This is a genomic window from Mycolicibacterium chubuense (assembly GCF_001044255.1).
GTDB classification, from domain to species: domain Bacteria; phylum Actinomycetota; class Actinomycetes; order Mycobacteriales; family Mycobacteriaceae; genus Mycobacterium; species Mycobacterium chubuense.
This window is the reverse complement of sequence record NZ_JYNX01000038.1, coordinates 176,547-203,083: the sequence shown is the minus strand read 5'-3', so window position 1 is coordinate 203,083 and position 26,537 is coordinate 176,547. Positions and strand designations below refer to the sequence as shown.

Below are 26,537 nucleotides of genomic sequence, written 5' to 3'. Positions count from 1 at the left end.
CGCTGGCGCTGATCGCGCTGGTCGTGCTGGTGATCCTGATGTGGCTTCTCACCCGCTGACCGAGTCACCCACCGACCGGGACTGGTGTTATTCTTCGCGCCATGCAAACGGCGTGCGGCAACAAGGGCGGCCACATCGTGGCGCTCATTGCTGTCGGTCTCTCGGCCGTTGCTGACGTGTGTTGTTGTTGCTGACTCCTCACCCCCGATCGGCGGTCAGGTGTTCGGCAGAGATGTTCCCGTGCCGACTTGCACGGCGACGACGCCACCACCTTCCGCGTGACCGGACTCCCCGACAGGTTCGTTCCCCCACGGAAAGGTCACCCATGAATCTCACCAAGCCCGGTGCGCGGTGGCGCGCGGTAGCAGCGCTGGCCCTCACCACGTCGCTGGTCGCCGCGTGCGGCGGCGGATCCAGCGACGTCGCCGGTGAGGGTGGCGGGTCGAACGCCGAGACCACGCTGACGCTGGTCGCCTACGCGGTGCCCGAGCCCGGGTGGAGCAAGATCATCCCGGCGTTCGCGGCCACGCCCGAAGGTAAGGGTGTCGCGGTGACGACCTCCTACGGCGCCTCGGGCGACCAGTCGCGCGCCGTCGTCGACGGCAAGCCGGCCGACATCGTCAACTTCTCGGTCGAGCCCGACATCACCCGCCTGGTCAAGGCCGACAAGGTGGCCGCGGACTGGAACGCCGGCGCCACCAAGGGCATCCCGTTCGGGTCCGTGGTGTCGCTCGTCGTGCGCCAGGGCAATCCCAAGAACATCCGGGACTGGGACGACCTGCTGCAGCCCGGCCTCGAGGTCGTCACGCCGAGCCCGCTGAGTTCGGGATCGGCGAAGTGGAACCTGCTCGCGCCGTACGCGGCCAAGAGCGACGGCGGCAAGAACCCCCAGGCCGGCCTGGACTTCGTCAACAAGCTGGTGACCGAGCACGTCAAGACCCGCCCGGGATCGGGCCGGGAGGCCACCGACGTGTTCCTGCAGGGCAGCGGTGACGTGCTGATCTCCTACGAGAACGAGGCGATCAACGTCGAACGCCAGGGCAAGCCCGTCGAGCACGTCAACCCGCCGCAGACCTTCAAGATCGAGAACCCGGTCGCCGTGGTGTCGTCGTCGCAGCATCAGGACCAGGCCAACGCGCTGAAGAACTTCCTCTACACCCCCGAGGGGCAGAAGCTGTGGGCCGAGGCGGGCTTCCGGCCGGTCGATCCGGCAGTCGCCGCCGACTTCGCCAAGGACTTCCCGGCGCCGCAGAAGCTGTGGACGATCGCCGACCTCGGCGGCTGGGGTGACGTCGACCCGGCGCTGTTCGACAAGGAGAACGGCTCGATCACCAAGATCTACAAGCAGGCCACGGGATGACCTCGACCGTCGCGGAGGTCGAGCCGGCGACGCGCCTCCGGGGGCGCAACCGCCACGGCAGCACCTCGCTGCGGGTCGGCGCCGCGACGCTGTGGCTGTCGGTGATCGTGCTGCTCCCGCTCGCCGCAATCGTGTGGCAGTCCGCGACCGGCGGATGGGACGCATTCTGGCGGGCGGTCACGTCCAACGCCGCACTGGAGTCGTTCCGGGTCACGCTGACGGTGTCCATCGGCGTGACGCTGATCAACGCGGTCTTCGGGGTGATCGTCGCGTGGGTGCTGACCCGCGACGATTTCCCCGGCAAGCGGCTGGTGGATTCGGTGATCGACCTGCCGTTCGCGCTGCCGACGATCGTGGCGAGCCTGGTGATGTTGGCGCTCTACGGCCCCAACAGTCCCGTCGGGCTGCACCTGCAGCAGACGAAGTGGGGTATCGGCGTCGCGCTGCTGTTCGTCACGCTGCCGTTCGTGGTCCGCTCGGTGCAGCCCGTGCTGCTCGAGCTCGACCGCGAGGTGGAGGAGGCGGCCGCGTCATTGGGCGCCAACAACTACCTGATCTTCACCAAGGTGATCCTGCCCGCGCTGCTGCCGTCGCTGCTCTCCGGTGCCGGCCTGGCGTTCTCGCGGGCGATCGGCGAGTTCGGCTCCGTCGTGCTGATCGGCGGCGCGATACCCGGCGAGACCGAAGTGTCTTCGCAATGGATCCGCACGCTGATCGAGAACGATGACAGAGTGGGGGCCGCGGCGATCTCCATCGTGCTGCTGGTGATCTCCTTCGTCGTGCTGTTCATCCTGCGCGCGGTCGGCGCGCGCGCGGCCAAGCGGGAGGAGTTGGCGGCGTGATCCTCTCCCCGGCCGTCCGGCTCCTGCTGCGGTGGGTGGCGATCGGCTACATCACGATCTTGGTCCTGGTCCCCGTCGGCCTGATCCTGTGGCGCACGTTCTCCCCGGGTGTCGGCGCCTTCTTCGCCTCCGTCGGTACCCCAGCGGCCGTCTCGGCGCTGCAGCTCTCGCTGCTGGTGGTCGCGATCGTCGTCCCGCTGAACGTGCTGTTCGGCGTGCCGACGGCACTCGTGCTGGCGCGCAACCGCTTTCGTGGCAAGAGTGTCCTGCAGGCGATCATCGACCTGCCGTTCGCGGTGTCCCCGGTGGTGGTCGGTGTCGCGCTGATCCTGCTGTGGGGCTCGGCGGGGCTGTTCGGGTTCGTGGAGAACGACTTCGGGCTGAAGATCATCTTCAGCTTTCCCGGCATCGTGCTGGCCAGCGTGTTCGTCACGGTGCCGTTCGTGATCCGCGAGGTGGAACCGGTGCTGCACGAGATCGGCACCGACCAGGAGGAGGCGTCGGCCACCCTGGGCGCGCAGTGGTGGCAGACGTTCTGGCGCATCACGCTGCCCTCCATCCGGTGGGGGCTGACGTACGGCATCGTGCTCACCGTCGCGCGCACACTGGGCGAGTTCGGCGCGGTCATCATGGTGTCGTCCAACCTGCCCGGCCAGTCGCAGACCCTGACGCTGCTGGTCGCCGACCGGTACAACCGTGGCGCCGAGTACGGCGCCTATGCGATCGCCACCCTGCTGATGAGTGTGGCGGTCCTCGTCCTCGTCGCCCAGGTGATCCTCGACGCCCGCCGGGCCAAGGCCGCAAAATGAAGACCGACTACGACTCGGGAGTCCGACGATCATGACCCACGCGATCACCGTGAGCGGCGCCAACAAGCGCTACGGCGACTTCGCCGCGCTCGACAACGTCGACTTCGTCGTGCCCGCCGGATCGTTGACCGCGCTCCTGGGCCCCAGCGGGTCGGGCAAGTCGACGCTGTTGCGGGCCATCGCCGGGCTCGACGAGCCGGACTCGGGCACGATCACGATCAACGGCCGGGACGTCACCGACGTGCCGCCGCAGAAGCGCGGCATCGGGTTCGTGTTCCAGCACTACGCCGCCTTCAAGCACCTCACGGTGCGTGAGAACGTCGCGTTCGGGCTCAAGATCCGGAAACGGCCGAAGGCCGAGATCACCGCCAAGGTCGACAACCTCCTCGAGGTGGTCGGGCTGGCGGGGTTCCAGACCCGGTACCCCAACCAGCTCTCCGGCGGGCAGCGCCAACGCATGGCGCTGGCCCGCGCGCTCGCCGTCGACCCGCAGGTGCTGCTGCTCGACGAGCCGTTCGGCGCGCTGGACGCCAAGGTGCGCGAGGACCTGAGGGCGTGGCTGCGCCGTCTGCACGACGAGGTGCATGTCACCACGGTCCTGGTGACCCACGACCAGCAGGAGGCACTCGACGTCGCCGACCGGATCGCGGTGCTCAACAAGGGCCGCATCGAGCAGGTCGGCTCGCCCACCGAGGTCTACGACAGCCCGGCCAACGCGTTCGTGATGTCGTTCCTGGGTGCGGTGTCGCCACTCAACGGCGCGCTGGTGCGCCCGCACGACATCCGCGTCGGCCGCAATCCCGACATGGCGATCGCCAACGGCGACAACTCGATTCAGACCACCGGCGTGACCAAGGCGGTGATCGACCGGATCGTGATGCTCGGCTTCGAGGTGCGCGTCGAGCTGACCAATGCGGCGACGCACACGCCGTTCACCGCGCAGATCACCCGCGGCGACGCCGAAGCGCTCGGCCTCAAGCAGGGCGACACCGTCTACGTGCGGGCCACCCGGGTGCCGAGTCTGCCCGATGAGGCGCCGGCGGACCCGGCTGCGGTCACCGACGGCGAACCCGCCCGGTTGTCGTAGGTCAGGCCAGCGCGAGGAACAGCTTCTCGAGTTCGTCGACGCTCATCTCGCGCTTGCCGTCCGTCGCGCTCCCGTCCGCGACGCACTCCCGCAGCCCGGTCGCGACGATCTTGAAGCCGGCGCGGTCCAGCGCACGGGACACCGCGGCCAGCTGGGTCACGACGTCCTTGCAGTCGCGGCCCTGCTCGATCATCGAGATCACGCCGGCCAACTGCCCCTGAGCCCGGCGGAGCCGGTTCAGGACCGCGCCGATGGCCTCTTCGTCACCAACCACGACGGCTCCCTTCCACCACTCTTCGGACGACGATCTGTATTTTACCCACGGGGGTATAACGCACGAAGCGGGCAGAAGTATCCCGCCCGACAGACAGTCGAGGTCGTACTGGACGAACTTCGCTGTTCCCACTCCTTCTGATACCCATGGGGGTATTGATCCGCTACGCACGTCGGTATACCCCAATGGGTATGGGTCAAGGAAGGGAAGTGCGAATCAGGTCGCGTCGAGCGCCAGCAGTCGATCCAGCAGGTCGGTCATCGTCAGCACGCGAGTCCCGGTGTCAGCGGGGACGACGGCCAGGTGGCTGCGGGCCTCCCGCATCATCTGGAGGGCCTCGTACACCGGTGTGTCGGCCGGCAGCGTCAGCGCCGGACGCATCAACTGGCGTGCTGACGCGGGTGACGTCAGGCTGTCGCGTACGTGGACCACGCCGAGAACGGTGTCGGACCCGTCCTCGCACACGAGGAGCCGAAGGTGCCCGGCGGCGCGCGCGGCGTCCCGGATCCGGGCGGCGCTGGCGTCCGGGTTCACCCGGCCCATGTGCGAGCCGACGCGCGTGACCTGGTCGACGCGCAGCGATTCCAGCTCCAACGCGCTGGCGAGATTGGCGTGGTAGCTCTCGGCGAGGGTGCCCACCGCAGCCGAGTGATCCACCAACTGGCGCAGAGCCTGGGGGTCCTGGCTGTCGGCGAGTTCATCGACGGGTATCACCCCCACGCGGCGAAGGCACCAGTTCGCCGCCTGGTTCAAGGCGCGGAGCAGCGGGCGGGTCAGGAACATGAAGCCGCGCATCGGCACGGCGAGCAACAGCGCGGAACGCTCCGGATGGGCGATGGCCCACGACTTGGGCGCCATCTCGCCGATCACCAGGTGGAGGAAGGTGACGATCACCAGCGCCAGCGCGAAGCCGCCGGCGTCGGCCAGCCACGCGGGTGCGCCCGCATCGCGCAGCCACGGCGAGATCGCATAGTGCACAGCAGGTTTGGTGATGGCGCCGAGAAGCAAGGTGCAGACGGTGATACCCAATTGGGCGCCGGCCAGCAGAACCGACAGTTCGGAGGCGCTGCGCAGCGCCGCCCGGGCGCGGCGACTGTGAGCAGCCGAATCCGCCAGCCGGCTGCGTCGCGCGGCGATCAGCGAGAATTCCACCGCGACGAAGAACGCGCTCAGCGCGATCAGCCCGGCGGTGATCAGTGCGATGACCCACGGGTCAGACATCGAGAACCTTCGCGTCGACGACGATCCGCACGAGAGCCCGTGCGGGAACTCGCTTCTGCACCGAGCGCACGTCGGCGACGAGCGCACGGACGGGAGTCGCTCCCGGATGCAGCAGGTCGGACGGATCGGGCGGCAGCGCGATCGTCACCGTGTCACCGACGGCAGGCAGTCCGCCGGCGTGAGCGATGAGCATGCCGGCGACCGTCTCGTAGTCGCCTGAGGGCAGGGTCACGCCGAGTAGCCGTTCGGCCTCGTCCACCGGCAGGTCCGCGGCCAGCAGCCAGCCGTCCTCGACGGCGACGGCGACCTCGTCGACCTCGGTGTCGTGTTCGTCGTCGATCTCACCGACGAGTTCCTCGGCCAGGTCCTCGATCGTGACGATCCCGGCGAAGCCTCCGTACTCGTCGATGACGACGGCCATCTCCTCCTTCGAATCACGCAGTGCGCGAAGAACATCGGGAAGCGGCAGTGTCTCGGGAACGACAACCGCGGGGCGGCAGTGCTGGGCGGCGGTGCGTGACGGCGGTGCCTCCGCCAACAGGTCGCGCAGATGGATCACGCCGACGACGTCGTCACGCTCCGAGGTGACGACCGGGTAGCGGGTGTGCCCGGACGCCATGCGAGCGAGCACGGCCTCCACCGTCTCGGCGGCGGGCACGACGTCGACGCGGGCGCGCGGGACCATCGCGTGCTGGGCCGTCGACGTCGGGAAGTCGAGGATCCGGTGCAGCAACCCCGAGAGCTCCGGCGCGATCTCACCGGCGTCGCGTGACGTGGCGACGATGTGCTCCAGGTCGCGGGGAGTGGCCGAGTGCTCGACATCGTGCACCGGTTCGATGCGCAGTGCCCGAAGCAGGAGATTCGACGACTGATCGAACAGCCAGATCAGCCACCCGAACACCATCAGGTACGCAGTGGTCGACCACGCCAGCCGGCGGGCGAGCAGTTCCGGCCGGGCCAGAGCGAGGTTCTTCGGGAAGAGCTCCCCGAAGAGCATCTGGATCACCGTCGACACCAGGATCGCGGCCACGCCACCGATTCCCACCGACACCGCGATCGGTACACCGGCACCGCTGAGCAGTGTGTCGAGACCTCGCCCGATCAGTGGTTCGGCCGCGTAGCCCACCAGCAGCCCGGTGACGGTGATGCCCAGCTGTGCCCCGGAGAGCATGAACGATGTCCGCCGTGTGACGGCGAGCGCGCGAGCCGCCGTCGAGTCGCCGGCGTCGGCGCGGGCCTTCAGGCGCGAGCGGTCCACGGCCATGTACGCGAACTCCTGCGCGACGAAATATCCGGTCAGCGCGGTGATCGCCGAAACGACGAGAAGGCCCAGCAAAAGTGCGAGAACGGCGGTCAGCATGTGACCGCCTCGGGTCTATGAGGGTGCATCGAGTCCTTGCTCGGTGGGCCGTGGTCGGGTGACGCCCACTGTACCGAGACTGCGCAAGAACGCTGGTCAGGCGGCTATCGATGCAGACAAAGCTGCGTCGTAGCGGTCGAGCACCGTCTCGGCCACCTGGCGATGCGCGCCCAGCGGCGCGGACATCGAAAGACCCTGTGCGCGCGCGAATTCTGCGACGCGATCGGTGATACGCCCAGGCGCCAGGAACCAGGGGGCGATGACGAGCCGGGAGGCGCCGCGCTCCCGGAGGACGGCGGCCGCGTCCGCCAACGAGGGCGCCGGGCCGGTGGCGAACGCGGTGGTCGCAGTCCACCGTGTGGTCAGTGTCAGTTCCCGGGCCACCGTGGCGGTGCGGACATTGGCCCGCGCGTGCGACGACCCGACCGCGGTGACCAGCACGCCGACATCCGGGTCGAGCCGTGACACCCCGGCGTGTTCGAGCCGTTGCCGCAACACGTGGATGAGCCGGTCGTCCTCACCGAGAACGGCCGCCCGGCGCGCGTCGGACCCGGACTCCGCGATCATCGCGGGGATGTCGACACGGGCGTGGTAGGCGTCGGCGAGCAGCAGCGGCACCACCACCGCGCCCCGCCCGACGGTGGTCAGCACGTCGGCCAGGTTCGGCTCGTTCTGCTCACAGAACGCGACGCGGGCGTCCAGCGTGGGCCGCAGGCGCCCGATGCACGCGACGATCGCCCGCGCGGTGGCCGCCGAGCGGGGATCGGCGCTGCCGTGCGCCGTCAGCACCAGCGTGTCCGTCCCCGCGTTCACGATGCGTGCAGCCCGCACTCCGTCTTGGACTGCCCGGCCCAGCGTCCGCTGCGCGGATCGGCGCCGACGATCGGCTTGGCGGTGCAGGGCGCGCACCCGATCGACGGATACCCCTCGTCGACAAGGGGATTGACCAGCACACCGTGGGTGTCGATGTAGTCCTGCATGTCGTCGTCGGACCAGGCCGCCAGCGGGTTGATCTTCACCAACCCGAACGCCTTGTCCCAGCTGATCAACGGAGCGTTGGCGCGGGTGGGGGCCTCGACCCGGCGGATTCCGGTCACCCACGCCGAATAGCCGCGCAGCGCCTTCGACAGCGGTTCCACCTTGCGCATCCGGCAGCACTCGTTGGCACTGCGCTCGAACAGGTTCTTGCCGAACAGCGCGTCCTGCTCGGGGACCGACTTCTCCGGCCGCACGTTCACCACGTTGACGTCGTAGACCGCTTCCACGGCGTCGCGGGTGCCGATGGTCTCGACGAAGTGGTAGCCGGTGTCGAGGAACAGCACGTCCACCCCGGGGCGAACCTTCGCGGCGAGGTCGACCAGGACCGCGTCCTGCATGTTCGACGCGACGATGTAGTCGCCGCCGAAGTTCTCGTCGGTCCAGCGCAGCAGGTCCTCGGCCGAGGCGTTCGGCCCGAGTTCCGCCGCACCGCGCTCGGCCAGCTGCTGCAGATCCGTCTCCGTCATCACGTCGGTCACGTCACATCACCTCAAGTCCGCGTCGTCTGCTCGTAGAGCCCACGTAGCGAAACGCTCTCCGTGCTCTCGTTGTTTCACGAAGTTGCGAACAACCCGCTCGATGTAGTCACCGAGCTCCGTGGCGACCACCTTGTGCTGGCGCAGCTTGCGGCCGAAACCGCTGTCCAGACCCAGACTTCCCCCGAGGTGGACCTGGAAACCCTCCTCGGGACCGTCTCCGTCGTCCACCATCTGGCCCTTGAATCCGATATCGGCGATCTGGATGCGGGCGCACGAGTTCGGGCAGCCGTTGATGTTGATCGTGATCGGCACGTCGAGTTGGCTGTCGATGTCCTCGAGCCGCTTCTCCAGCTCGGGCACCAGCACCTGCGAGCGGCTGCGGGTCTCGGCGAAGCTGAGCTTGCAGAACTCGATGCCGGTGCAGGCCATCAGGTTGCGCCGCCAGTGCGAGGGCGTCGACGGCAGACCCAGGGCATCCAGGCCGGAACGCAGCTCGTCGAGCTTCTCGTCCGGCACGTCGAGGATGATCAGCTTCTGGTACGGCGTGAACCGGATCCGGTCACTGCCCGCCGCTTCGGCGAGGTCGGCGACCTTGGTCAGGATCGTTCCCGACACGCGGCCGGCGATCGGGGCGACCCCGACGGCGTTGAGGCCGTTCTTGAGCTTCTGCACGCCGACGTGGTCGATCGGGCGGGTCACCGGCTCGGGGGCGGGGCCGTCGATCAGCGGGCGCTTCAGGTATTCGGTCTCGAGAACTTCCCGGAACTTTTGGACGCCCCAGTCCTTGATCAGGAACTTCAGGCGCGCCTTCGAGCGCAGGCGCCGGTAGCCGTAGTCACGGAAAACGCTGACCACGCCCTCCCACACGTCGGGCACCTCGTCGAGCGGAACCCAGGCGCCGACGCGCTGCCCCAGCATGGGGTTGGTCGACAGGCCGCCGCCGACCCACAGGTCGAAGCCGGGTCCGTGCTCGGGATGCTCGACGCCGATGAACGCGACGTCGTTGACCTCGTGGACGACGTCCTGCAGGCCCGAGATCGCGGTCTTGAACTTGCGCGGCAGGTTCGAGTACTCCGGCTTGCCGATGTAGCGCTTGACGATCTCGTCGACCGCAGGCGTGCCGTCGATGACCTCGTCGAGCGACTCACCGGCCAGCGGCGAACCGAGCACGACGCGAGGGCAGTCACCGCACGCCTCGGTGGTCTGCAGTCCGACCTCGTCGAGCCGGCGCCAGATCTCCGGCATGTCTTCGACGCGGATCCAGTGGTACTGGACGTTCTGCCGGTCGGAGATGTCGGCGGTGTCGCGCGCGAACTCGGTGGAGATACCACCGAGTGCCCGCAGCGCCGCCGCGGTCAACGCACCGCCGTCGCTGCGCACCCGCAGCATGAAGTACTCGTCCTCGAGCATGTCGGTGTTCTCGTCACCGGTCCACGTGCCGTCGTAACCGGGCTTGCGCTGGGTGTAGAGGCCCCACCACCGGAAACGGCCGCGCAGGTCGCCCTTGTCGATGGACTCGAAGCCACCCTTGGCGTAGATGTTCTCGATGCGCGCCCGCACGTTGAGCGGGTTGTCGTCCTTCTTGGCCTGCTCGTTGGCGTTGAGGGGCTCGCGATAGCCGAGCGCCCACTGTCCTTCGCCGCGGGGTCGCTTGGCGGGTTTGGGTGTCGCTGTCGTCATGGTGGGCTCCTGGATCGAAGCCAGCGTTCGTCACCGCGTTCTCACCGGGGGCTGTCCGGCGGCGCAGATCCGGCGGCCAGCTGAAAGTGCAGGTGGGCAGGGTCTACGGGGTCACAAAGGACAACAACAGCAGCTACACACGCGCTTGAAGTCGACGTGACGACGGATCACCAGCGATACGCGGGTGGGCACGATGCCGGCGTCGATCACGTGGGCCATTGTGCCACGGATAGGGGCACCACCTCCAACCGGCCCATATTTGTGCTCACGTTGAGCAAAAGGGGACAACGGCCCTAACACGGCGCAGCCTCAGTCCGTGACGCTGAGGCCATGACCTTCGATGTGAGCGCTTTCCGGGTGGACGGCCGGGTCGCCGTCGTCACCGGGGCCGCGGCCGGGACCGGCAACGCGATCGCCGCACTGCTGGCCGACGCCGGCGCCGAGGTCGTCCTCGGCGACCTCGGCGGGGACGGGGCCGTCGCTGCTGCCGCCGCCATCACCGCGGCCGGCGGCCGGGCGACCGGGGTGCGCTGCGACGTCACCAGCGACACGGACATCGAAGGCCTGATCGGAGTGGCCGTGTCGACCTACGGCGGGGTCGACATCCTGGTCAACAACGCCGGCGGCGGCGGTCCGAAGCCGTTCGACATGCCGATGGCCGACTTCGAACGGGCGTTCCGCCTGAACGTCTTCTCGGTGTTCCGGCTGACCCAGCTCGCCGCCCCGCACATGCGTGCCCGGGGCGGCGGCGCGGTGGTCACCATCAGCTCGATGGCGGGGGAGAACACCAACCGCGATATGGCCTCCTACTCCTCGTCGAAGGCCGCGGTGAACCACCTGACCCGCAACATCGCGTTCGACCTGGGGCCGTCCGGGATCCGGGTCAACGCGATCGCTCCGGGCGCCATCCGCACGCAGGCGCTGGCGAGCGTGCTCACACCGGAGATCGAGCAGGCGATGCTGGCCGGGACTCCGATCGGGCGGCTGGGCACCCCCCAGGACATCGCCTATGCCTGCCTGTTCCTGTGCGCGCCCTGCTCGTCGTGGGTGAGCGGCCAGGTGCTGACCGTCAGCGGCGGCGGGGTGCAGGAGCTCGACTGACGGCCGCGATGGATTCTGCTGGGACAATGGCGGGATGTCCGGTTCCGCGTCCGTCCGTCCGGCACCCGTGCCGCTGCCCGACCTGGCGGTCACGCCCGGGGCGCCGTTCGGCCTCTACATCCACGTCCCGTTCTGCGCCACCCGCTGCGGGTACTGCGATTTCAACACCTACACCCCGGCCGAGCTGGGCGGCGCGACCCCGGCCGGGTGGCTGACGGCGCTGCGGACCGAACTCGCCCTGGCCGCCGCCCGCCTCGACGTCGTCCCGGACGTGTCGACCGTCTTCGTCGGAGGTGGGACACCGTCGCTGCTCGGCGCTGACGGCCTGGCCGAGGTGCTCGACGCGGTGCGGGACCACTTCACGCTGGCGCCGGGGGCCGAGGTGACGACGGAATCCAACCCGGAGTCCACGTCGCCGGCGTTCTTCGCCGGGTTGCGGTCGGCGGGCTACACCCGGGTCTCGCTCGGCATGCAGTCCACGGCCGCTCATGTGCTGGTGGCCTTGGACCGGGTGCACTCGCCCGGCCGGGCGATCGACGCTGCCCGGGAGGCCAGGGCCGCCGGCTTCGACCACGTCAACATCGACCTGATCTACGGCACCCCGGGGGAGAGCGACGACGACCTGCTGCGGTCGGCCGACGCGGCGATCGGTGCGGGGGTCGACCACGTGTCCGCGTACGCGCTGATCGTCGAGGACGGCACCGCGCTGGCCCGCAAGGTGCGCCGCGGCGAGATGCCCGCCCCCGACGACGACGTGCTGGCACGGCGGTACGAACTGCTCGACCGGCGGCTCGCCGACGCGGGGCTGGACTGGTACGAGGTGTCGAACTGGAGCCGGCCCGGCGCCGAGTGCCGGCACAACATCGGCTACTGGGCCGGCGGTCAGTGGTGGGGCGCGGGCCCCGGCGCGCACGGCTTCGTCGGCGCCATCCGGTGGTGGAATGTCAAGCACCCCAACGCCTATGCCCTCGCGCTCGATGACCGGCGCCTTCCCGTCGCCGATTTCGAGAGCCTCGACGAGAACACCTCGCACGTCGAGGACGTCATGCTGCGGGTGCGGTTGCGCTCGGGGCTGCCGACCGCGCTGCTGACCGGCGCCGAGCGGGACGCGGCGGCGCAGGTGGTCGCCGACGGCCTGCTGCGCGCCGAGGCGGACCGGCTGGTGCTGACCGACCGCGGTCGACTGCTCGCCGACGCGGTGGTCCGCACGCTGCTGGCGTGACTACCCGAGCGCTGCCGCCAGCCGGCGCCACTGCTCGCGGGGGAACTCCCGCGGGTCGGCGGTGAGGACCTGCACGCACACGTGGTCGGCGCCCGCGTCGCGGTGTTCGGTGACGCGGCGCAGCACGGTCTCTTCGTCGCCCCAGGCGATCAGCGCGTCGAACAATCGGTCGCTGACCGTGCTGATGTCCTCCTCGGTGAAGCCCGTGCGCAGGATGTTGTTGGCGTAGTTCGGCAGCGACAGATAGGACTTCAGCCAGTCCGTGCCGATCTCGCGGGCCTGCTCCCTGCTGTCGGTGAGCAGCACGCTCTGTTCGGGCAGCAGCAGCGGACCCTCGCCGAGCACCTCACGCGCCTGATGGGTGTGCTCGGGCGAGGTCAGGTAGGGGTGCGCTCCGGCGGCACGGGTCGCCGACAGTTCGAGCATCTTCGGTCCGAGCGCGGCCAGCACCCGGTTGCCGGTCGGCACCGGTTGCGGCGAGGCGTCGACACCGTCGAGGAACGCCTTGGTGGCCGCGAGCGGCTTGCGGTAGCGACCCGGCTCCTGCGAGTCGATCAGCGGGGCGTGGCTGACGCCGATGCCGAGAAGGAAACGTTCCCCGTGGGTCTCGGTTAGGGTGGCGTAGCGGGTGGCCACCTCGGCCGGGTCGTGCATCCAGAGGTTCAGGATGCCCGTCGCGATCACCGTCTTGCTGGTGGCCGACAACAGGTTGTCGACCGCGTCGAGGACCGGTCCGCCGACGTCGGGAATCCACAGGGCGGGGAAACCGAGCTCGTCGAGTTCCGCGGCGGCATCGGCCGCCTCACCCGGATTCCCGTAGCGCAACTGCGAACTCCACAACCCGACACCTGTCAATTTCATGTGTCCACTCATACCGTGCCTGCGGGCGCGGGCGCTACCGTCGACACATGACATTCGATCCCGGCGCGGTCGGCCTCGCGTTCTCCGAGCACCGCTTCGACGACGCGCTGGACCACCTCGCCACAGACGTGAGGTGGACCATCGTCGGAGGCATGGTCCTCGAGGGCGCCGACGCGGTGCGCCGCACGTGCCGGGACACCCTCGAGAGCCTCGAGGGCACCCGACGGGAGTTCGACCGCTGCGTCACCGCCGTCGGCGCCGACGTGGTCGCCGTCGACACCGTGGTGCGCTACCTCCGCCCCGACGGGGTGACCGCGGTGGCCAGCTGCGCCATCTACGAGTTCGCCGACGAGAAGATCCGGACGATCACCTCGTACGCGGTCGAGATCGATCCGGGCGACCCGGGCGCGCAGCCGCCGCCGCAGCACAGGTAGCCCCCTGCGCCCGGGCCTGCTGTGCCAGGATGCACCGCATGCCGGATATCGCATTAGGGCAGGCTAACCATATTCACGGCCGCCCGTGGCGGTGACCCGCGCGCCGATCGCGATCGTCGGCGTCGGCTGCCGGCTCGCGGGCGACATCACCACGCCGGAGGACTTCTGGTCCTTCCTGCTGGCCGGCGGCAGCGCGGTGCGGGAGGTGCCCGCCGAACGCTGGGCGCCCTACCTGCACCGCGACCCCCGGCACGCGGCGGTGCTGCGGGAGACGACCCGCTTCGGCACCTTCCTCGACGACCTGCCCGGTTTCGACGCCGAGTTCTTCGGCGTCTCCCCCCGCGAAGCCGAACTGATGGATCCGCAGCAGCGGCTGGCGGTCGAGGTGTCCTGGGAAGCGTTGGAGCACGCCGGAATTCCACCGCGCGCACTGGCCGGTAGCGACACCGCGGTGCTGATGGGGGTCAACTCCGACGATTACGGCAAGCTGTTGATGGAGGACCTGGCCGGCATCGAGGCGTGGACCGGGATCGGCACGTCGCTGTGCGGGGTGGCCAACCGGGTGTCGCACCTGCTGGACCTGCGCGGTCCCAGCGTCGCGCTCGACGCGGCCTGCGCGGCATCGCTGGTCGCGGTGCACCAGGCCTGTCAGCTGCTCGCCGACGGTGAGACCTCGCTGGCGCTGGCCGGCGGTGTCAGCGCACTGATCGGTCCGGGGCTCACCCGGGTGCTCGACGTGGCGGGTGCGACGGCTCCGGACGGCCGGTGCAAGACGTTCGATGCGGCCGCGGACGGCTACGGCCGTGGCGAGGGCGCCGGGGTGGTGGTGCTCAAACGGCTCGCCGACGCCCGCCGCGACGGCGATCGGATCCTCGCGGTCGTGCGGGGCGGCGCGGTGGCGCAGGACGGCCGGACCGTCGGCATCATGTCGCCGAACGGCGACGCCCAGCGCGAGCTGTTCGAGACCGCGTGCCGGGCAGCGGATCTGCGACCTGCCGACGTCGGTTATATCGAGGCGCACGGAACCGGCACTCCGACAGGCGATCCCGTCGAGATCGCGGCGCTGTCTGCGGTGTACGGCGGCGGCCGCGGTGACGCCCCGTGCGCCGTCGGTTCGGTCAAGCCGAATGTCGGCCACCTCGAAGGCGGCGCCGGCGTCATCGGGCTGATCAAGGCGGCACTGGCGCTGCACCACGAGACACTGCCGCCCACCGCGGGCATCGAGACCCTGACCCCCGCCGTGGACTGGGCGGCCAGCGGGCTGCGGGTGCCGACAGTGGCCGAACCGTGGCCCCGCGGCGCCGTGCCGCGCCGCGCCGCGGTCTGCAGCTACGGGTACGGCGGCACCCTGGCGCACGTCCTGCTCGACGAGGCGCCGATCACGAATGTCTCTGAAAGAGATTCTCGGACAACATCGTTCGCCCCGTTCTCCGCGCGATCGGCCGACCGGCTGACCCGGCAGGCCGCGGCAATGGCCGAGCACCTCCGCCGCGTCGACGTCCGCACCGACGAGCTGGCGGCCACGCTGTGGACCCGGCGCTCCCACGAGCCGGTCCGCGCCGCCGTCGTCACCGACGCACTGCGTGACCCCGCCGGCGTCGTGGACGCTCTGTCCGCCGCCGCGCAGGGCGCACGGCACCCCCGCCTGGTGACAGGCGCCGTGGTCGACGGGGCCGAGGCCGGCGCCGTGTGGGTGTTCTCCGGACACGGTTCCCACTGGGCCGGGATGGGCCGGGAGCTCCTGGCCACCGAGCCACGCTTCGCCGCGACCATCGATGAGATCGATGACGTCTTCATCAGAGAGATGGGGTTTTCCGCGCGCGCCGCGCTGACAGCCGAGGAGCTGGGCGGCACCGACCGCGTCCAGGCCCTGACTTTCGCGATGCAGGTGGGTCTCGCTGCGGTGCTGCGCGCGCGGGGGGTGGCGCCGGCCGCGATCATCGGGCACTCGGTCGGCGAGGTGGCGGCGTGCGTCGAGGCGGGAGTGTTCGGCCTGACGCACGGCGCCGCGATCGCGTGCTACCGCGCCCGGGGTTTCCGGTCGGTGGCGGGCCGGGGTGCGATGGCCTTGGCCGGGTTGCCGTTCGACGATGCGGCGCACCGGTTGCGGGGACGCAGCGATGTGGTCGCGGCGATCAGCGCGTCCCCGGCCTCGACCGTCGTGTCGGGGACGACCGCGGCCGTCGAGGCGCTCGCCGCGGCGTGGGCCGCCGAGGGCATCACCGTGCGGCGGGTCAACACCGACGTGGCCTTCCACAGCCCCGCGATGGACGCGCTGACCGACGAGTTGGCCCGCGCGGTGGCGGCCCTGCCGGCACCCGCAGCACCGCGAATCCCGTTGTACAGCACGGCACTCGGCGACCCCCGATCCCGCGCCCCGCGCGACCGGGACTACTGGGTGGCCAATCTGCGCGGCCGCGTCCGGTTCGCCGAGGCGGTGCAGGCCGCCGCGCAGGACGGCTACCGGGTGTACGTCGAGGTGTCCGCGCACCCCGTCGTCGCGCATTCGATCGCGGAGACCCTGCTGCACGAGTCCGGGAACCGCGTCGGCGACCATGCCGTGGTCCCGGTGCTGCGCCGGGACCAACCGGAGCGCCGGTCGATCGGCGCGGCCGCCGCAGCGCTGTACTGCCACGGCGTGCCGATCGAGCACGGGCTGCGACCCACCGACCGGTGGGCGGCCGACCTGCCCGCCACGCAGTGGCGACACCGCCGATTCTGGCGCACCCCGACGCCGCCCCCGAGCATGCAGGCGCTGCACGACCCCGCCGCCCACACCCTGCTCGGCGGCGCGATGGAGGTGACGGGCCCGGTGCCCGCGCGCGTCTGGCAGACCCGGCTGGACATGGACACCCGGCCGTATCCGGGCGACCATCCGGTGCGCGACACCGAGATCGTCCCCGCCGCGGTGCTGGTGAACACGCTGATGGGTGCTGCGGGAGGCGGATTGACCGACGTGCGGCTCCGCACACCGGTACCGCCGGGTCGGGCCCGCGACATCCAGGTGGTGCACCAGGACCGGGCGTTGCGGCTGTCGTCGCGGCCGGTGGGAACCGACACCGAGGGCTGGGTGACGCACTGCGGCGCCACAGCGGCCGATTACGACGACGCAGACTTCGGCACCCTCGATGCGGACGTCCGGAGCCGGTGCCGACGGTCGCTGCCGGCGAGTCACGTCGTCGACGCGTTGGCCGAGGTTGGAGTCGCAGGGATGGGCTTCGGCTGGCGCATCCTCGAGATGCATTGCACGGAAGGGGAAGTGCTGGCCCGGGTGGCCGCGGAGGCCGACGGGTCGGCGCCGACGAGCTGGGCCGGTCTGCTCGACGCCGCGACGTCGACGGCGTCGACGGTGCTGCCCGGCCCGATGCGTCTGCGGATGCCCGCGCACATCGAGGCGGTGCACGTCCGGGGCGCGCCGCCCGCGGTGGCGCTTCTGCATGTGCGGCACCGCGGCGAGACCGTCACCGACGTGGCGATCGCCGACGACTCGGGGGCGGTCCGCGCCACGCTGAGAGGAATGCGGTTCGCCGATCTCGAGCCCGCCGGCGGTGACGTGTCACCGATGCTGCACCGGATGGCATGGCACCCGACCCCGTATCCGCAGGATGCTGCCCCGCGCGAGGTGGTGCTCGTCGGTGGTGACGACGCCGTCGCGGCCGTCGGGCCCGCCCTGACGGCGGCCGGCATCCCGCACCGCCGTTGCTCCGATCCGGCGCTGCTGCCGCGCGATCTGCAGCGTGGATCCGTGGTGCTGGCGGTGCCGCAGCCCGGCGATGCGCCCGAAGCCGTCACCGAAGCCGTGCTCCGTGCCCTGACGACGTTGCGCGACAACGGTTCCCAGGCTCGACTCTGGGTGCTGACCCGCCGGGTGCACGAGGGTGAACGTCTCGAGCAGGCCCCGCTGTGGGGGCTGGCCAGGATCGCCGCCGCCGAGCATCCGCAGCTGTGGGGCGGTGTCCTCGACGTCGCGGACGGAGAGCTTCCAGTGGCGGTGCCGGCGTCGCTGCACGGTCACGGTGTGGTCGTCGTGCGCGACGGCGTCGCCCTCACCGCGCGGCTGGCGCCGGCCCGCCCCGGGACGCACACCCCGATGACCTGTACGCCCGGCGGTGTCTACGTGATCACCGGCGGCACCGGCGCCTTGGGACTGCTGATGGCCCGGCGGCTTGCCGATCTCGGCGCCCGCCGACTGGTGCTGCTGTCGAGGACCGGTGTGCCGCCACGGGACCGGTGGACCGCCGGCGGCGAGGTCGTGCGCGTCATCACGGAGCTGGAGGAACGGGGCGTGTTCGTCCGCGTCGCGGCGCTCGACATCGGCGCAGACGGCGCCGGTGAACGGCTGCGCGCCGTGCTCGCCGACCTGCCGCCGGTGCGCGGGGTGGTGCACGCCGCCGGTGTGGAAGCCGGCGCGCTGCTGACCGAGACGACGCCGGCCGACCTGCGGGCCGTGATGCGGCCCAAAGTCACGGGCACGCTGACCCTGCACGACGTGTTCCCGCCCGGGGCGCTGGACTGGATGGTGCTGTTCTCCTCGTGCGGGTACCTGGCCGGCTTTCCCGGTCAGGGGGCCTACGCGTGCGCCAACGCGTTCCTCGACGCCGTGGCGCGGCACCGCAGTGCCCGGGGCGACCGCACGGTCAGTGTCGCGTGGACGGCCTGGCGGGGCCTCGGCATGGGGTCGTCGTCGGAGTTCGTGGCGGCCCAGCTCGACGCGCTGGGAATGGGCACCGTCGCCGCCGACGACGCGTTGCGCGCGCTGGACGCGGTGATGCGCGGCGACGACCCCAATCCGGTGGTGCTGCCGGTGCTTGCGCAGGCGACGGCGGTACCCGTGCTCGCCGACGTCGCGCCCCGCGGGACGGGTGACCCCGACCTCGCCGCCGCGACCGGGCCGGGAGATGAGGATGTCGCCCTGTGGGCGGCGCAGCAGGTCGTCGAGGCGGTGGCCGGCGAACTCGGACTGCCCGCCGGGGAGGTCGATCCGGCCGCGCCGCTGATCGAATCGGGCGTCGACTCGATCATGACGGTGGCGCTGCGCCGCTCGCTGGAGAAGCGAACCGGCCTGGCGCTGCCCCCGACGCTGCTGTGGGAGCACCCCACCGCCGCGGAGGTCACCGCGCGGATCGTCGAACTGCTGCAGGCGCCGCCGCAGCGTCGGAGCGCCGAGGTGTCCTGACGCCCGGGAGTTTGCCACACTGACGGCATGGGTGACGGTTCCGATGGCGGCGTACGGCAGGGGCTCGAGAAACTCACCGAGACGGCGCTGGCCGCGCTCGAGGACATCGCGGAGAACCTCGGCGCCGACGGGATCGTCGACGATGCGATCGCCCGCGCCATGTCGGGGATCGCCGCGGCCGGCGGGGAATTCGTGCGTCGGTATCACCGGCTCGAGATCGACGCCGACACGACCGCGCCGCAGGAGCCCGTGCTCTTCGTCGCCAACCACGGTTTCGGCGGCGTCATCGACCTGAACGTGTTCGCCGTGCGCGCGGCACTGGACGCGCTGGAGCTGGACCGTCCGGTCACGGTGTTGACCCACCAGCTGGCCTGGACGCTCGGAGTGGGGCGGCTGCTCGAGCCGTTGGGCGCGCGGCCGGCGGGCCGCGACAGCGCCGTCGAGGCGTTCGAGGCCGGGCATCACGTGTTGGTGTTCCCCGGCGGCGACAAGGACGCGGGGAAGACCTTCGCGGACCGCAACCGCGTGATCTTCGACGGCCGTTCGGGTTTCGCCGATCTGGCGATCGAGCAGAACGTGCCGATCGTCCCGGTGGTGACCGCCGGGGCGGGGGAGTCGCTGCTGGTGCTGTCGAGCGGGGAGGGGCTCGCCCGTGCTATGCGACTCGACAAGATCGCGCGCCTCAAGACGTTGCCGGTGAGCGTGTCACTGCCGTGGGGCTTCAACGTCGGTGCTGTGGGGCTGCTGCCGTATCTTCCGATGCCCACCAAGCTCGTCACGCGGGTGCTCCCGGCGATGACGCCGGAGCAGGACGAGACGGCGCAGCAGTTCGCGGCCCGGGTCGAGCGCGCGATGCAGGACTCCTTGACCGAACTCACCAGCGGACGTCGGCCCCTGCTGGGCTGACGCGGAGCACGAGCTGGCGATTCTGAGGCTTTCGTCAGAATGCCTTGACTGAGGTCAGCATCGCATGTGACGATTTCATCAGTAATGGTGAAAGGTGGCAAGATGGCGGACCCCTCCGCGTCCGTGCGCGACGGGCACAAAGATCTGCACAGCGAGCAGGGTGGCGTGCGCGGCGAGCATCCCGGCCGCGCGGCGAACCCGCTCATCCGCGTGGCCGACATCGCCTGGCTCGAGTTCGACAAGCCCGACCTGGGCAAGGCCGAGGCTTTCGCCCGCGCCTTCGGCTTCGGCGTCGCACAGCGCACTCCGCAGCAGCTGCACCTGCGCGGCACCGACACCGGGGGGCCGTGCGTGATCCTGCGCAGCGGCGCCCGCAGCCGGTTCGGCGGCGTCGCGTTCCGTGCCGCCGACGAGGTGGACGTGCTGCGGCTGGCCGACAAGACCGGCGCCGCGGTGCATGCCCTGCCCGAGGTGATCGGGGGAGTGGCGGTGCAGTTGACCGACCCGAGCGGCACGCCGGTGAAGGTCGTCGGCGGGCTGCAGCAGCTGCCCGCCCAGCCGGTGCAGGTGCCGCAGGTGGCGAACACCGCGCGCGCCGGTGCGCGGATCAACGCCACGGTGCGTCCGCCGCGCGTGCCGGCCCGCGTGCAACGGCTCGGCCACGTCGTCCTGCAGTCGACCACCTACCTGAAGACGCTCGACTGGTACCTGGACACCCTCGGCATGATCGTCAGCGACTTCCTCTACTTCCCCGGGCAGCGCGACCGCGGGCCGGCGATGAGTTTCATCCGCTGCGACCGCGGCGCCACCCCCGCCGACCACCACACCCTGGCGCTGGCGCTGGGTCCGGCCAACCGGTACGTGCACTCGGCCTATCAGGTCAGCGATCTCGACGCGCTCGCCGCCGGCGGTGAATATCTGCTCGAGCGCGGCTACGTCCGCTCCTGGGGAATCGGCCGCCACATCCAGGGCAGCCAACTGTTCGACTACTGGCGCGATCCCGACGGCTTCCTCGTCGAGCACTTCGCCGACGGCGACCTGTTCGACAACACGCTCGAACCGGGCTGGGCGCCGTTCACCGCCACCGGACTGGCGCAGTGGGGCCCGCCGGTGACGAGGGACTTCCTCGATGCCGGCCCGAGAGCGGCGGGCCGGCAGGCCGTGTCGATGTTCCACGCGCTGCGCGACGACAACGAGTTCGACCTCCACCGCCTCCGGGGCCTGCTGAAAGTTGCCACCTCATGAGCATCTCCGTCCTCCGCACCTCCGACGCCTGGTGGGTGCAGACCCCGACCGGCGCGGCCGAGATCGCGACGAAAGCGGTCAGCACCGGCGACCTGCTGGCCGATCGGGCGGCGGTGGCCGCCGCGGCGGCCGCTGGCGGCTCCGTCCCGGTCGACGAGCTGGAGCTGGTGTCGCCGGTGACCGCGCCGTGCCGGGTGGTCGCCCAGATGACGAACTTCGAGTCCCACGTCAGGGACGCGGGTATGGACCCGACGACGGTACCGCTCACCTTCTTCCGCAAGTCGTCGGCCTCGATCACCGGGCCCCACGGCGAGATCGTGCGGCCCGCCCATGTCCGGCTGCTCGACTACGAGGTCGAGATCGGTCTGGTCATCGGGCGAGACATCCCGGTCGGGACGACGATCACCGATGCGAATCTCGCCGATCACATTGCGGCACTGACGATCACCAACGACGTCTCGGCGCGCGACATCCAGCTCCCGCAGACGCAGTTCTACGAGGCGAAGTCCTATCCGACCTTCACCCCGGTGGGGCCGGCACTGGTCCTCCTCGAGGAGGACGAGCTGTCCCGCTTCGGGGACCTGCGTCTGCGACTGAGTGTCGGCGGGCAGGAGCGGCAGAACGCACTCGTCGACGGCGACATGCTCTACCGCCCGCTGCAGGCGCTGCAGGCACTGACGCGATTCCAGGACCTGGCCGCGGGTGATCTCATCCTCACCGGCACACCCGTCGGCACCGCGCTCAGCGCGCCGCCCAAGCCGATCGAGATCATCGGCAATCTGCTGCCCCCGGCCGTCAAATGGAAGGCGTTCTTCGCTCGGCAGGCCAAGAACCCGAAGTACCTGCAGCACGGTGACGTCGTCGAGGCGTCCGTCGCCACCGACGACGGTGCCCTCGACCTCGGCACCCAACGTCTCACGGTGCGCTACGCGCGATGAGCGAGACGGATCCGGCCGTTCGGCACGTCACGGTCGCCGTCGTCGGCGGTGGGCCCACCGGCGTCACCGCCGCCACCCTGCTCGCGCAGTACGGCGTCGACACCGTGGTGCTGGATCGTTGGCCGCAGGTCTATCCGCAGCCCCGGGCCGTGCACCTCGACGACGAGATCTGCCGCATCGTGGCCCGGCTCGGGATCGCCGAGGAATTCGCCGCGATCTCGCGCCCGGCCTGCGGTCTGCGCCTGCTCGACCGGCACCTGACGGTGCTCGGTGAGTTCCGCCGCGATACCGCGCTGACCCGCAACGGTTTTCCCGCCGCGAACATGTTCGATCAGCCCGAGCTGGAAGAGCTGCTGCGCCGCAACCTGACCCGCCACCGGCACGCCGAGTTCCGCGGCGACACCGAGGTACTCGACGTCAGCGAGGAATCCGGCGGCCGGCTCCGGCTCCGCGCGGCCGACCGGGTGAGTGGTCGCGAATTCACCCTCACCGCCGACTACGTCCTTGGCTGCGACGGCGCCAACAGCATGGTGCGCGGCGCCATGGGCGCGACCATGCGGAACCTGAACTTCGAGCAACGCTGGCTGGTGGTCGACATCGCCACCGCTGCCGATCTGGGTCAGTGGGAGGGTGTGCACCAGGTCTGCGATCCGTACCGGGCCGCCACCTACATGCGGATCGGAGACACCCGGTACCGATGGGAATTCGCTCTGCGCCAGCACGAGTCGGCCGCCGACTTCCAGACGCTGGACGCGCTGCGGCCGTTGATCGCACCATGGACGCGGACCGCCGCTGAGGCCGAGTTGGAGCTGATCCGGGTGGCCGAGTACACCTTCCGTGCTCAGATCGCCGATCGCTGGCGACGGGGGAACATCTTCCTGCTCGGCGATGCGGCGCACCTGACACCCCCGTTCGTCGGTCAGGGCATGGGCGCGGGGCTGCGGGACGCGATGAACCTGACGTGGAAGATCGCCGCCGTCCACTCGGGCGCTGCGCCGCCCAGCGCGCTGGACAGCTACGAACAGGAACGCCGACCCCATGCCCGGCACATGATCGCGCTGGCGCTCAACATCGGGCGCGCGATGACCGCCGGCGGCGAACTCGGCGCTGCGATACGGCGATTCGTCCTGCCGCGTCTCCATCTGGTGCCCGGCCTGCGCGCCAAGGTGGTCGACTCCGAGACCCCGCCGCTGTCGGCGTCGCCGTTGATTCGGCGCAACCTCCGCACCCGCCGCATCGCGGGGCGACTGTGCCCGAACCCGCTACTGGACGACGGACGCCGCCTCGACGACGAGCTGGGTCTCGGTTTCGGCCTGCTCACCGCGGTGGCGCTGACCGAGATGCAACAGACCGTCGTGGCGGATCGCGGTGCGCGGGCGATCCACGCGGCACCGGACTCCGAGCTGGCCCGCTGGCTGGAGAGCCGCCGTATGTCCGCCGCCGTCGTCCGGCCCGACCGCACCGTGATGGCGGCCGGCCGCGACATCACCGCGATTTGCCGCACGCTGCCCTCGTTCCCCGCGCACGCCGGCTTCACGCCCGAGGTCGGTCGATGACGGCAGGAAAGGTGCAGGTGTTCCGTCGCTCCCGGCACGTCCCGGTCTACCGGCCCAGCATCTACAGCAGGTCGGCGATCCTGGACCCCTATCCCCACTATCGCGCGATGCGGGCGCTCGGCCCCGTCGTGTGGTTGGCCCGGCATCGGCTCTACGCACTTCCGCGCTACGCCGAATGCAAAGCGGCCCTGCGCGACGACGGCACGTACCTGTCCGGGGACGGGGTGGCGGCCAACGCGCTGACCAACCGTCTCGGGCGCGGCACGACGCTCAACAGCGACGGCGCCGAGCACGAGCGGCGCCGCAGACTCGTCGCCCACCGGCTGATGCCGCGCGCCCTGCGCGGCCTCGGCGATGCCGTCGACGAGCGGGCTCACCGCATCGTCGACGCCGCGGTGCGCCGGGGCACCGTCGACGCGGTGACCGACGTGGCGACCGCGCTTCCGCTCGCGGTGGTGCCCGATCTCGTCGGATGGCCGCACGATCAGCGCGACCACCTCCTCGGATGGGGCGCGGCGACGTTCGACATGCTGGGGACGGCCAACAGGCAGGCCCTCACGGCCGTGCCCGCCACCGTGCAGATGCTGCGCTTCGCCCGCCGCGTCGTCCGGGACCGCACCGTGCTGCCGGACAGCATGGCGCACGAACTGCTCGCCGCCGCCGACGACGGCGTCATCGACCTCGACGAGGTGCCGCCCCTGCTGATCGACTACATCGCACCGTCGTTGGACACCACGATCAGCGCCATCTCCAGCGCGATCCACCTCTTCGCCGCCCATCCGGAGCAGTGGGAGCTGCTCCGGGCGGACCCCACCTTGTTGCCCAACGCGATCAACGAGGTGGTGCGCTTCGAGTCGCCGCTGCGGGCGTTCACCAGGAAGGTCGGCAGGAACAGCACCGTCGCCGGGGTCAGTATCCCGGCCGGTGCGCGGGTGCTCGCGGTGTACGCCTCGGCCAACCGTGACGAGCGCGAGTGGAAAGACCCGTGGCTCTTCGACATTCGTCGCGACGCCGGGCGGCACGTCGGATTCGGGAACGGCGCTCACGCGTGCGCGGGGCAGGGGCTGGCGCGGTTGGAGACCGCCGCCGTGCTCCGAGCGCTGCTCGACCGTGTGGAGCGCATCGAGATGGTCGGAGAGCCGATCTGGGCGGTGAACAACATCATTCGCCGTCTCGAGCACGCGCCGGTCCGCCTGATCGCCGGGTGATCAGCCCGTCACCGACCTCACCACCCGCTGCTTGTCGACCTTGCCGACCGCTGTCATCGGCAACGACGGCAGTGCCACCAGCACATCGGGCCGCAGGTGCACGGAGACCCCGCGGCTGTCCAGGAACGCGTTCAGCTCGCTCAGTGTGATCGGCCGTCCTGCGAATACCACGGCGGCGCAGATCTTCTCGCCGAGAAAGGCGTCGGGCAGCGGCACCGCAGCCGCGGCGCGGATCCCAGGATGGGTGTGCAGGTGGTCTTCCAGGTCGGTGGCCGAGACGGTTTCGCCGCCGCGGTGGATGACGTCCTTGATCCGGCCCGTCACCTCCAGGTAGCCGGCCCGGGGACCGTCGGTGAAGACGCGCACCCGATCTCCGGTGCGGTAGAAGCCGTCGGAGGTGAACGACCGCGCGTTGGCGTCCTCGGCGCGGTAGTAGCCGTTGAGGGTGTAGGGCCCGCGGACAAGGAGTTCACCCTCCTCGCCGGGAGCCACCTCTGCGCCGTTCTCGTCGACCACCCGCATCTCGTCGTGCGGCGACATCGGCCGTCCCTGGGTGTGCATCACCACGTCCAGCGGATCGCCGGGTCGCGTGAAATTGAGCATGCCCTCGGCCATTCCGAAGATCTGCGAGATGCCGGGTGACAACCGCTCCAGCAGGAACCGGGCGTCGTCCGGACTCATCCGGGATCCCCCCACCTGCACGACGCGCAGCGAGGTGGGCGGCACCGGCTCCCAGGCGCAGGCCTGCGCCCACATCTTGGCCAGCGCGTTGACCAGTCCGGTCACGGTGACGCGGTGGCGGTCGATCAGCGCGAAAGCGTTCTCCGGACTGGGGTCTGCGGTGAATACGGTCGCGGCGCCGACCGTCATCGATCCGAGCAGCCCGGGGCACGCCAGCGGAAAGTTGTGGCCCGCGGGCAGCGCCACCAGGTAGGTGTCCTGCGCCGTCATCCCGTACGCGGCGGCACTGGCCGTGGCGGTGTAGAGGTAGTCGTCGTGCGTGCGGGCGATAAGTTTCGGCAGCCCGGTGGTGCCGCCGGACACCAGCAGGACCGCGGGACGCGACGGATCGATCGGTGGGCGAGGCGCGATCGCCGCCCCGGCGTCGGTCAGTGTCGACCACGGCAGGAAGGGTCCGCAGTCGCCGTCGACGACGACGTGGCGCAGGTGCGGATGGTCGGCCACGAGGTCACGCGCCATCGCGACGTGGTCGAAGCCGGCGATCCGGTCGGCGATGATCAGCGCGACCGCGCCGCTCACCCGGGCGAAATGTCCGAGTTCGGCGGCCCGGTGGCCGGGCAGACACAGCACGGGCACCGCGCCTGCGCGCAGCAGCCCGAACAAGGTGACGGCGAACCGGCACGAATTGGGCAGTTGCACCAGCACGCGATCGCCGTCGGCGATGCCGAGTGCCGCCACCCCGGCGGCGACCCGATCCGCTGCCTGTTCGAGTTCGGCGAACGAACAGCGCTGTGTCGCATCGATGATCGCGGTGCATCCGGGCCACGTGGCGGCCGCCCGGGTGAGGACGGAGTCCAGTGGACGGCCGGTCCAGTATCCGGCATCGCGGTATTGCCGTGCGCGCTCAGGAGGGAACGGGACGAAGCCGTTCAGCAGGTCCGGATGGTCGGTTGCGGGGGAGGTCATCTGTGGGTGTCACCGCTCTGGGTAGGAGTTCTCGGTGACCCGAATATAGGGTAGCCTCCACAAAGTTAGGGCAGCCTGTACTAATGCTGGAGG

Annotated in this window: 21 protein-coding genes; 13 read left to right on the top strand and 8 right to left on the bottom strand. The window is 70.4% G+C overall.

Going from position 1 to position 26,537, the window contains the following annotated elements; all coding sequences use genetic code 11:
• Positions 1-325: 325 nt before the first annotated feature.
• Genes MCHUDSM44219_RS16270 through MCHUDSM44219_RS16255 form a run of 4 tightly spaced genes read left to right on the top strand, consistent with a single transcriptional unit; the run spans position 326 to position 4,098 of the window.
• On the top strand, positions 326-1,360 hold the full coding sequence (locus tag MCHUDSM44219_RS16270) for a sulfate ABC transporter substrate-binding protein (protein ID WP_048419271.1): 1,035 nt from the start codon (positions 326-328) through the stop codon (positions 1,358-1,360).
• Positions 1,357-2,202 (top strand): sulfate ABC transporter permease subunit CysT, encoded by an 846-nt coding sequence (cysT, locus tag MCHUDSM44219_RS16265; RefSeq protein WP_048419270.1) that lies wholly within the window; start codon positions 1,357-1,359, stop codon positions 2,200-2,202. The genes MCHUDSM44219_RS16270 and cysT overlap by 4 nt, the downstream gene beginning before the upstream one ends.
• Positions 2,199-3,011, top strand: a complete 813-nt coding sequence (gene cysW, locus MCHUDSM44219_RS16260) for a sulfate ABC transporter permease subunit CysW (protein ID WP_048419269.1) — start codon at positions 2,199-2,201, stop codon at positions 3,009-3,011. Before cysT ends, cysW begins: the two co-directional genes overlap by 4 nt.
• 31 nt (positions 3,012-3,042) lie before the next feature.
• Positions 3,043-4,098: a sulfate/molybdate ABC transporter ATP-binding protein gene (locus MCHUDSM44219_RS16255; RefSeq protein WP_048419268.1), complete on the top strand. Its 1,056-nt coding sequence runs from the start codon at positions 3,043-3,045 to the stop codon at positions 4,096-4,098.
• A gap of 1 nt (position 4,099) precedes the next feature.
• Here MCHUDSM44219_RS16255 and MCHUDSM44219_RS16250 read toward each other — a convergent pair whose 3' ends face one another.
• From MCHUDSM44219_RS16250 to MCHUDSM44219_RS16225, 6 genes are all read right to left on the bottom strand, one after another.
• Positions 4,100-4,372, bottom strand: coding sequence for a metal-sensitive transcriptional regulator (locus MCHUDSM44219_RS16250; RefSeq protein ID WP_048419267.1), 273 nt, complete (start codon positions 4,370-4,372; stop codon positions 4,100-4,102).
• Positions 4,373-4,588: 216 nt separating this feature from the next.
• Entirely contained in the window at positions 4,589-5,593 is a 1,005-nt protein-coding gene (locus tag MCHUDSM44219_RS16245) for a CNNM domain-containing protein (RefSeq protein WP_048419266.1), read from the bottom strand.
• Positions 5,586-6,953 (bottom strand): hemolysin family protein, encoded by a 1,368-nt coding sequence (locus MCHUDSM44219_RS16240; protein ID WP_048419265.1) that lies wholly within the window; start codon positions 6,951-6,953, stop codon positions 5,586-5,588. Before MCHUDSM44219_RS16240 ends, MCHUDSM44219_RS16245 begins: the two co-directional genes overlap by 8 nt.
• A gap of 96 nt (positions 6,954-7,049) precedes the next feature.
• Entirely contained in the window at positions 7,050-7,784 is a 735-nt protein-coding gene (locus MCHUDSM44219_RS16235; protein WP_048419264.1) for a sirohydrochlorin chelatase, read from the bottom strand.
• The gene (locus MCHUDSM44219_RS16230) at positions 7,763-8,458 is read right to left on the bottom strand and encodes a phosphoadenylyl-sulfate reductase (protein WP_413783616.1); all 696 of its coding nucleotides are present in this window, start codon (positions 8,456-8,458) and stop codon (positions 7,763-7,765) included. The genes MCHUDSM44219_RS16235 and MCHUDSM44219_RS16230 overlap by 22 nt, the downstream gene beginning before the upstream one ends.
• 18 nt (positions 8,459-8,476) lie before the next feature.
• On the bottom strand, positions 8,477-10,150 hold the full coding sequence (locus MCHUDSM44219_RS16225) for a nitrite/sulfite reductase (RefSeq protein WP_048419262.1): 1,674 nt from the start codon (positions 10,148-10,150) through the stop codon (positions 8,477-8,479).
• Between the two features lie 330 nt (positions 10,151-10,480).
• Between MCHUDSM44219_RS16225 and hdhA the strand changes: the two genes are divergently transcribed.
• Together hdhA and hemW are read left to right on the top strand one after the other, a co-directional pair.
• Positions 10,481-11,251: a 7-alpha-hydroxysteroid dehydrogenase gene (hdhA, locus tag MCHUDSM44219_RS16220; RefSeq protein ID WP_048419261.1), complete on the top strand. Its 771-nt coding sequence runs from the start codon at positions 10,481-10,483 to the stop codon at positions 11,249-11,251.
• Positions 11,252-11,285: 34 nt separating this feature from the next.
• On the top strand, positions 11,286-12,473 hold the full coding sequence (gene hemW / locus MCHUDSM44219_RS16215) for a radical SAM family heme chaperone HemW (protein ID WP_048419260.1): 1,188 nt from the start codon (positions 11,286-11,288) through the stop codon (positions 12,471-12,473).
• Here hemW and MCHUDSM44219_RS16210 read toward each other — a convergent pair whose 3' ends face one another.
• Positions 12,474-13,334, bottom strand: coding sequence for an LLM class F420-dependent oxidoreductase (locus MCHUDSM44219_RS16210; protein ID WP_048419323.1), 861 nt, complete (start codon positions 13,332-13,334; stop codon positions 12,474-12,476).
• A 47-nt stretch (positions 13,335-13,381) separates the two neighbouring features.
• Between MCHUDSM44219_RS16210 and MCHUDSM44219_RS16205 the strand changes: the two genes are divergently transcribed.
• From MCHUDSM44219_RS16205 to MCHUDSM44219_RS16175, 7 genes are all read left to right on the top strand, one after another.
• Complete coding sequence (locus MCHUDSM44219_RS16205; RefSeq protein ID WP_048419259.1) at positions 13,382-13,768, top strand: nuclear transport factor 2 family protein; 387 nt, start codon at positions 13,382-13,384, stop codon at positions 13,766-13,768.
• Positions 13,769-13,853: 85 nt separating this feature from the next.
• The gene (locus tag MCHUDSM44219_RS16200) at positions 13,854-18,944 is read left to right on the top strand and encodes a type I polyketide synthase (RefSeq protein ID WP_048419258.1); all 5,091 of its coding nucleotides are present in this window, start codon (positions 13,854-13,856) and stop codon (positions 18,942-18,944) included.
• A gap of 27 nt (positions 18,945-18,971) precedes the next feature.
• A complete protein-coding gene (locus MCHUDSM44219_RS16195) occupies positions 18,972-19,850 on the top strand; it encodes a 1-acyl-sn-glycerol-3-phosphate acyltransferase (protein ID WP_236695484.1) in 879 nt (292 codons plus the stop codon).
• 102 nt (positions 19,851-19,952) lie between these two features.
• Positions 19,953-21,095 (top strand): VOC family protein, encoded by a 1,143-nt coding sequence (locus MCHUDSM44219_RS16190; RefSeq protein WP_048419321.1) that lies wholly within the window; start codon positions 19,953-19,955, stop codon positions 21,093-21,095.
• Entirely contained in the window at positions 21,092-22,033 is a 942-nt protein-coding gene (locus MCHUDSM44219_RS16185; protein WP_048419257.1) for a fumarylacetoacetate hydrolase family protein, read from the top strand. Before MCHUDSM44219_RS16190 ends, MCHUDSM44219_RS16185 begins: the two co-directional genes overlap by 4 nt.
• Entirely contained in the window at positions 22,030-23,589 is a 1,560-nt protein-coding gene (gene mhpA / locus MCHUDSM44219_RS16180) for a bifunctional 3-(3-hydroxy-phenyl)propionate/3-hydroxycinnamic acid hydroxylase MhpA (protein ID WP_048419256.1), read from the top strand. Before MCHUDSM44219_RS16185 ends, mhpA begins: the two co-directional genes overlap by 4 nt.
• Positions 23,586-24,797, top strand: coding sequence for a cytochrome P450 (locus tag MCHUDSM44219_RS16175; RefSeq protein WP_048419255.1), 1,212 nt, complete (start codon positions 23,586-23,588; stop codon positions 24,795-24,797). Before mhpA ends, MCHUDSM44219_RS16175 begins: the two co-directional genes overlap by 4 nt.
• Here the strand turns inward: MCHUDSM44219_RS16175 and MCHUDSM44219_RS16170 are convergent, their stop codons facing one another.
• Positions 24,798-26,444, bottom strand: coding sequence for a (2,3-dihydroxybenzoyl)adenylate synthase (locus MCHUDSM44219_RS16170; RefSeq protein ID WP_048419254.1), 1,647 nt, complete (start codon positions 26,442-26,444; stop codon positions 24,798-24,800).
• Between the last annotated feature and the right edge of the window lie 93 nt (positions 26,445-26,537).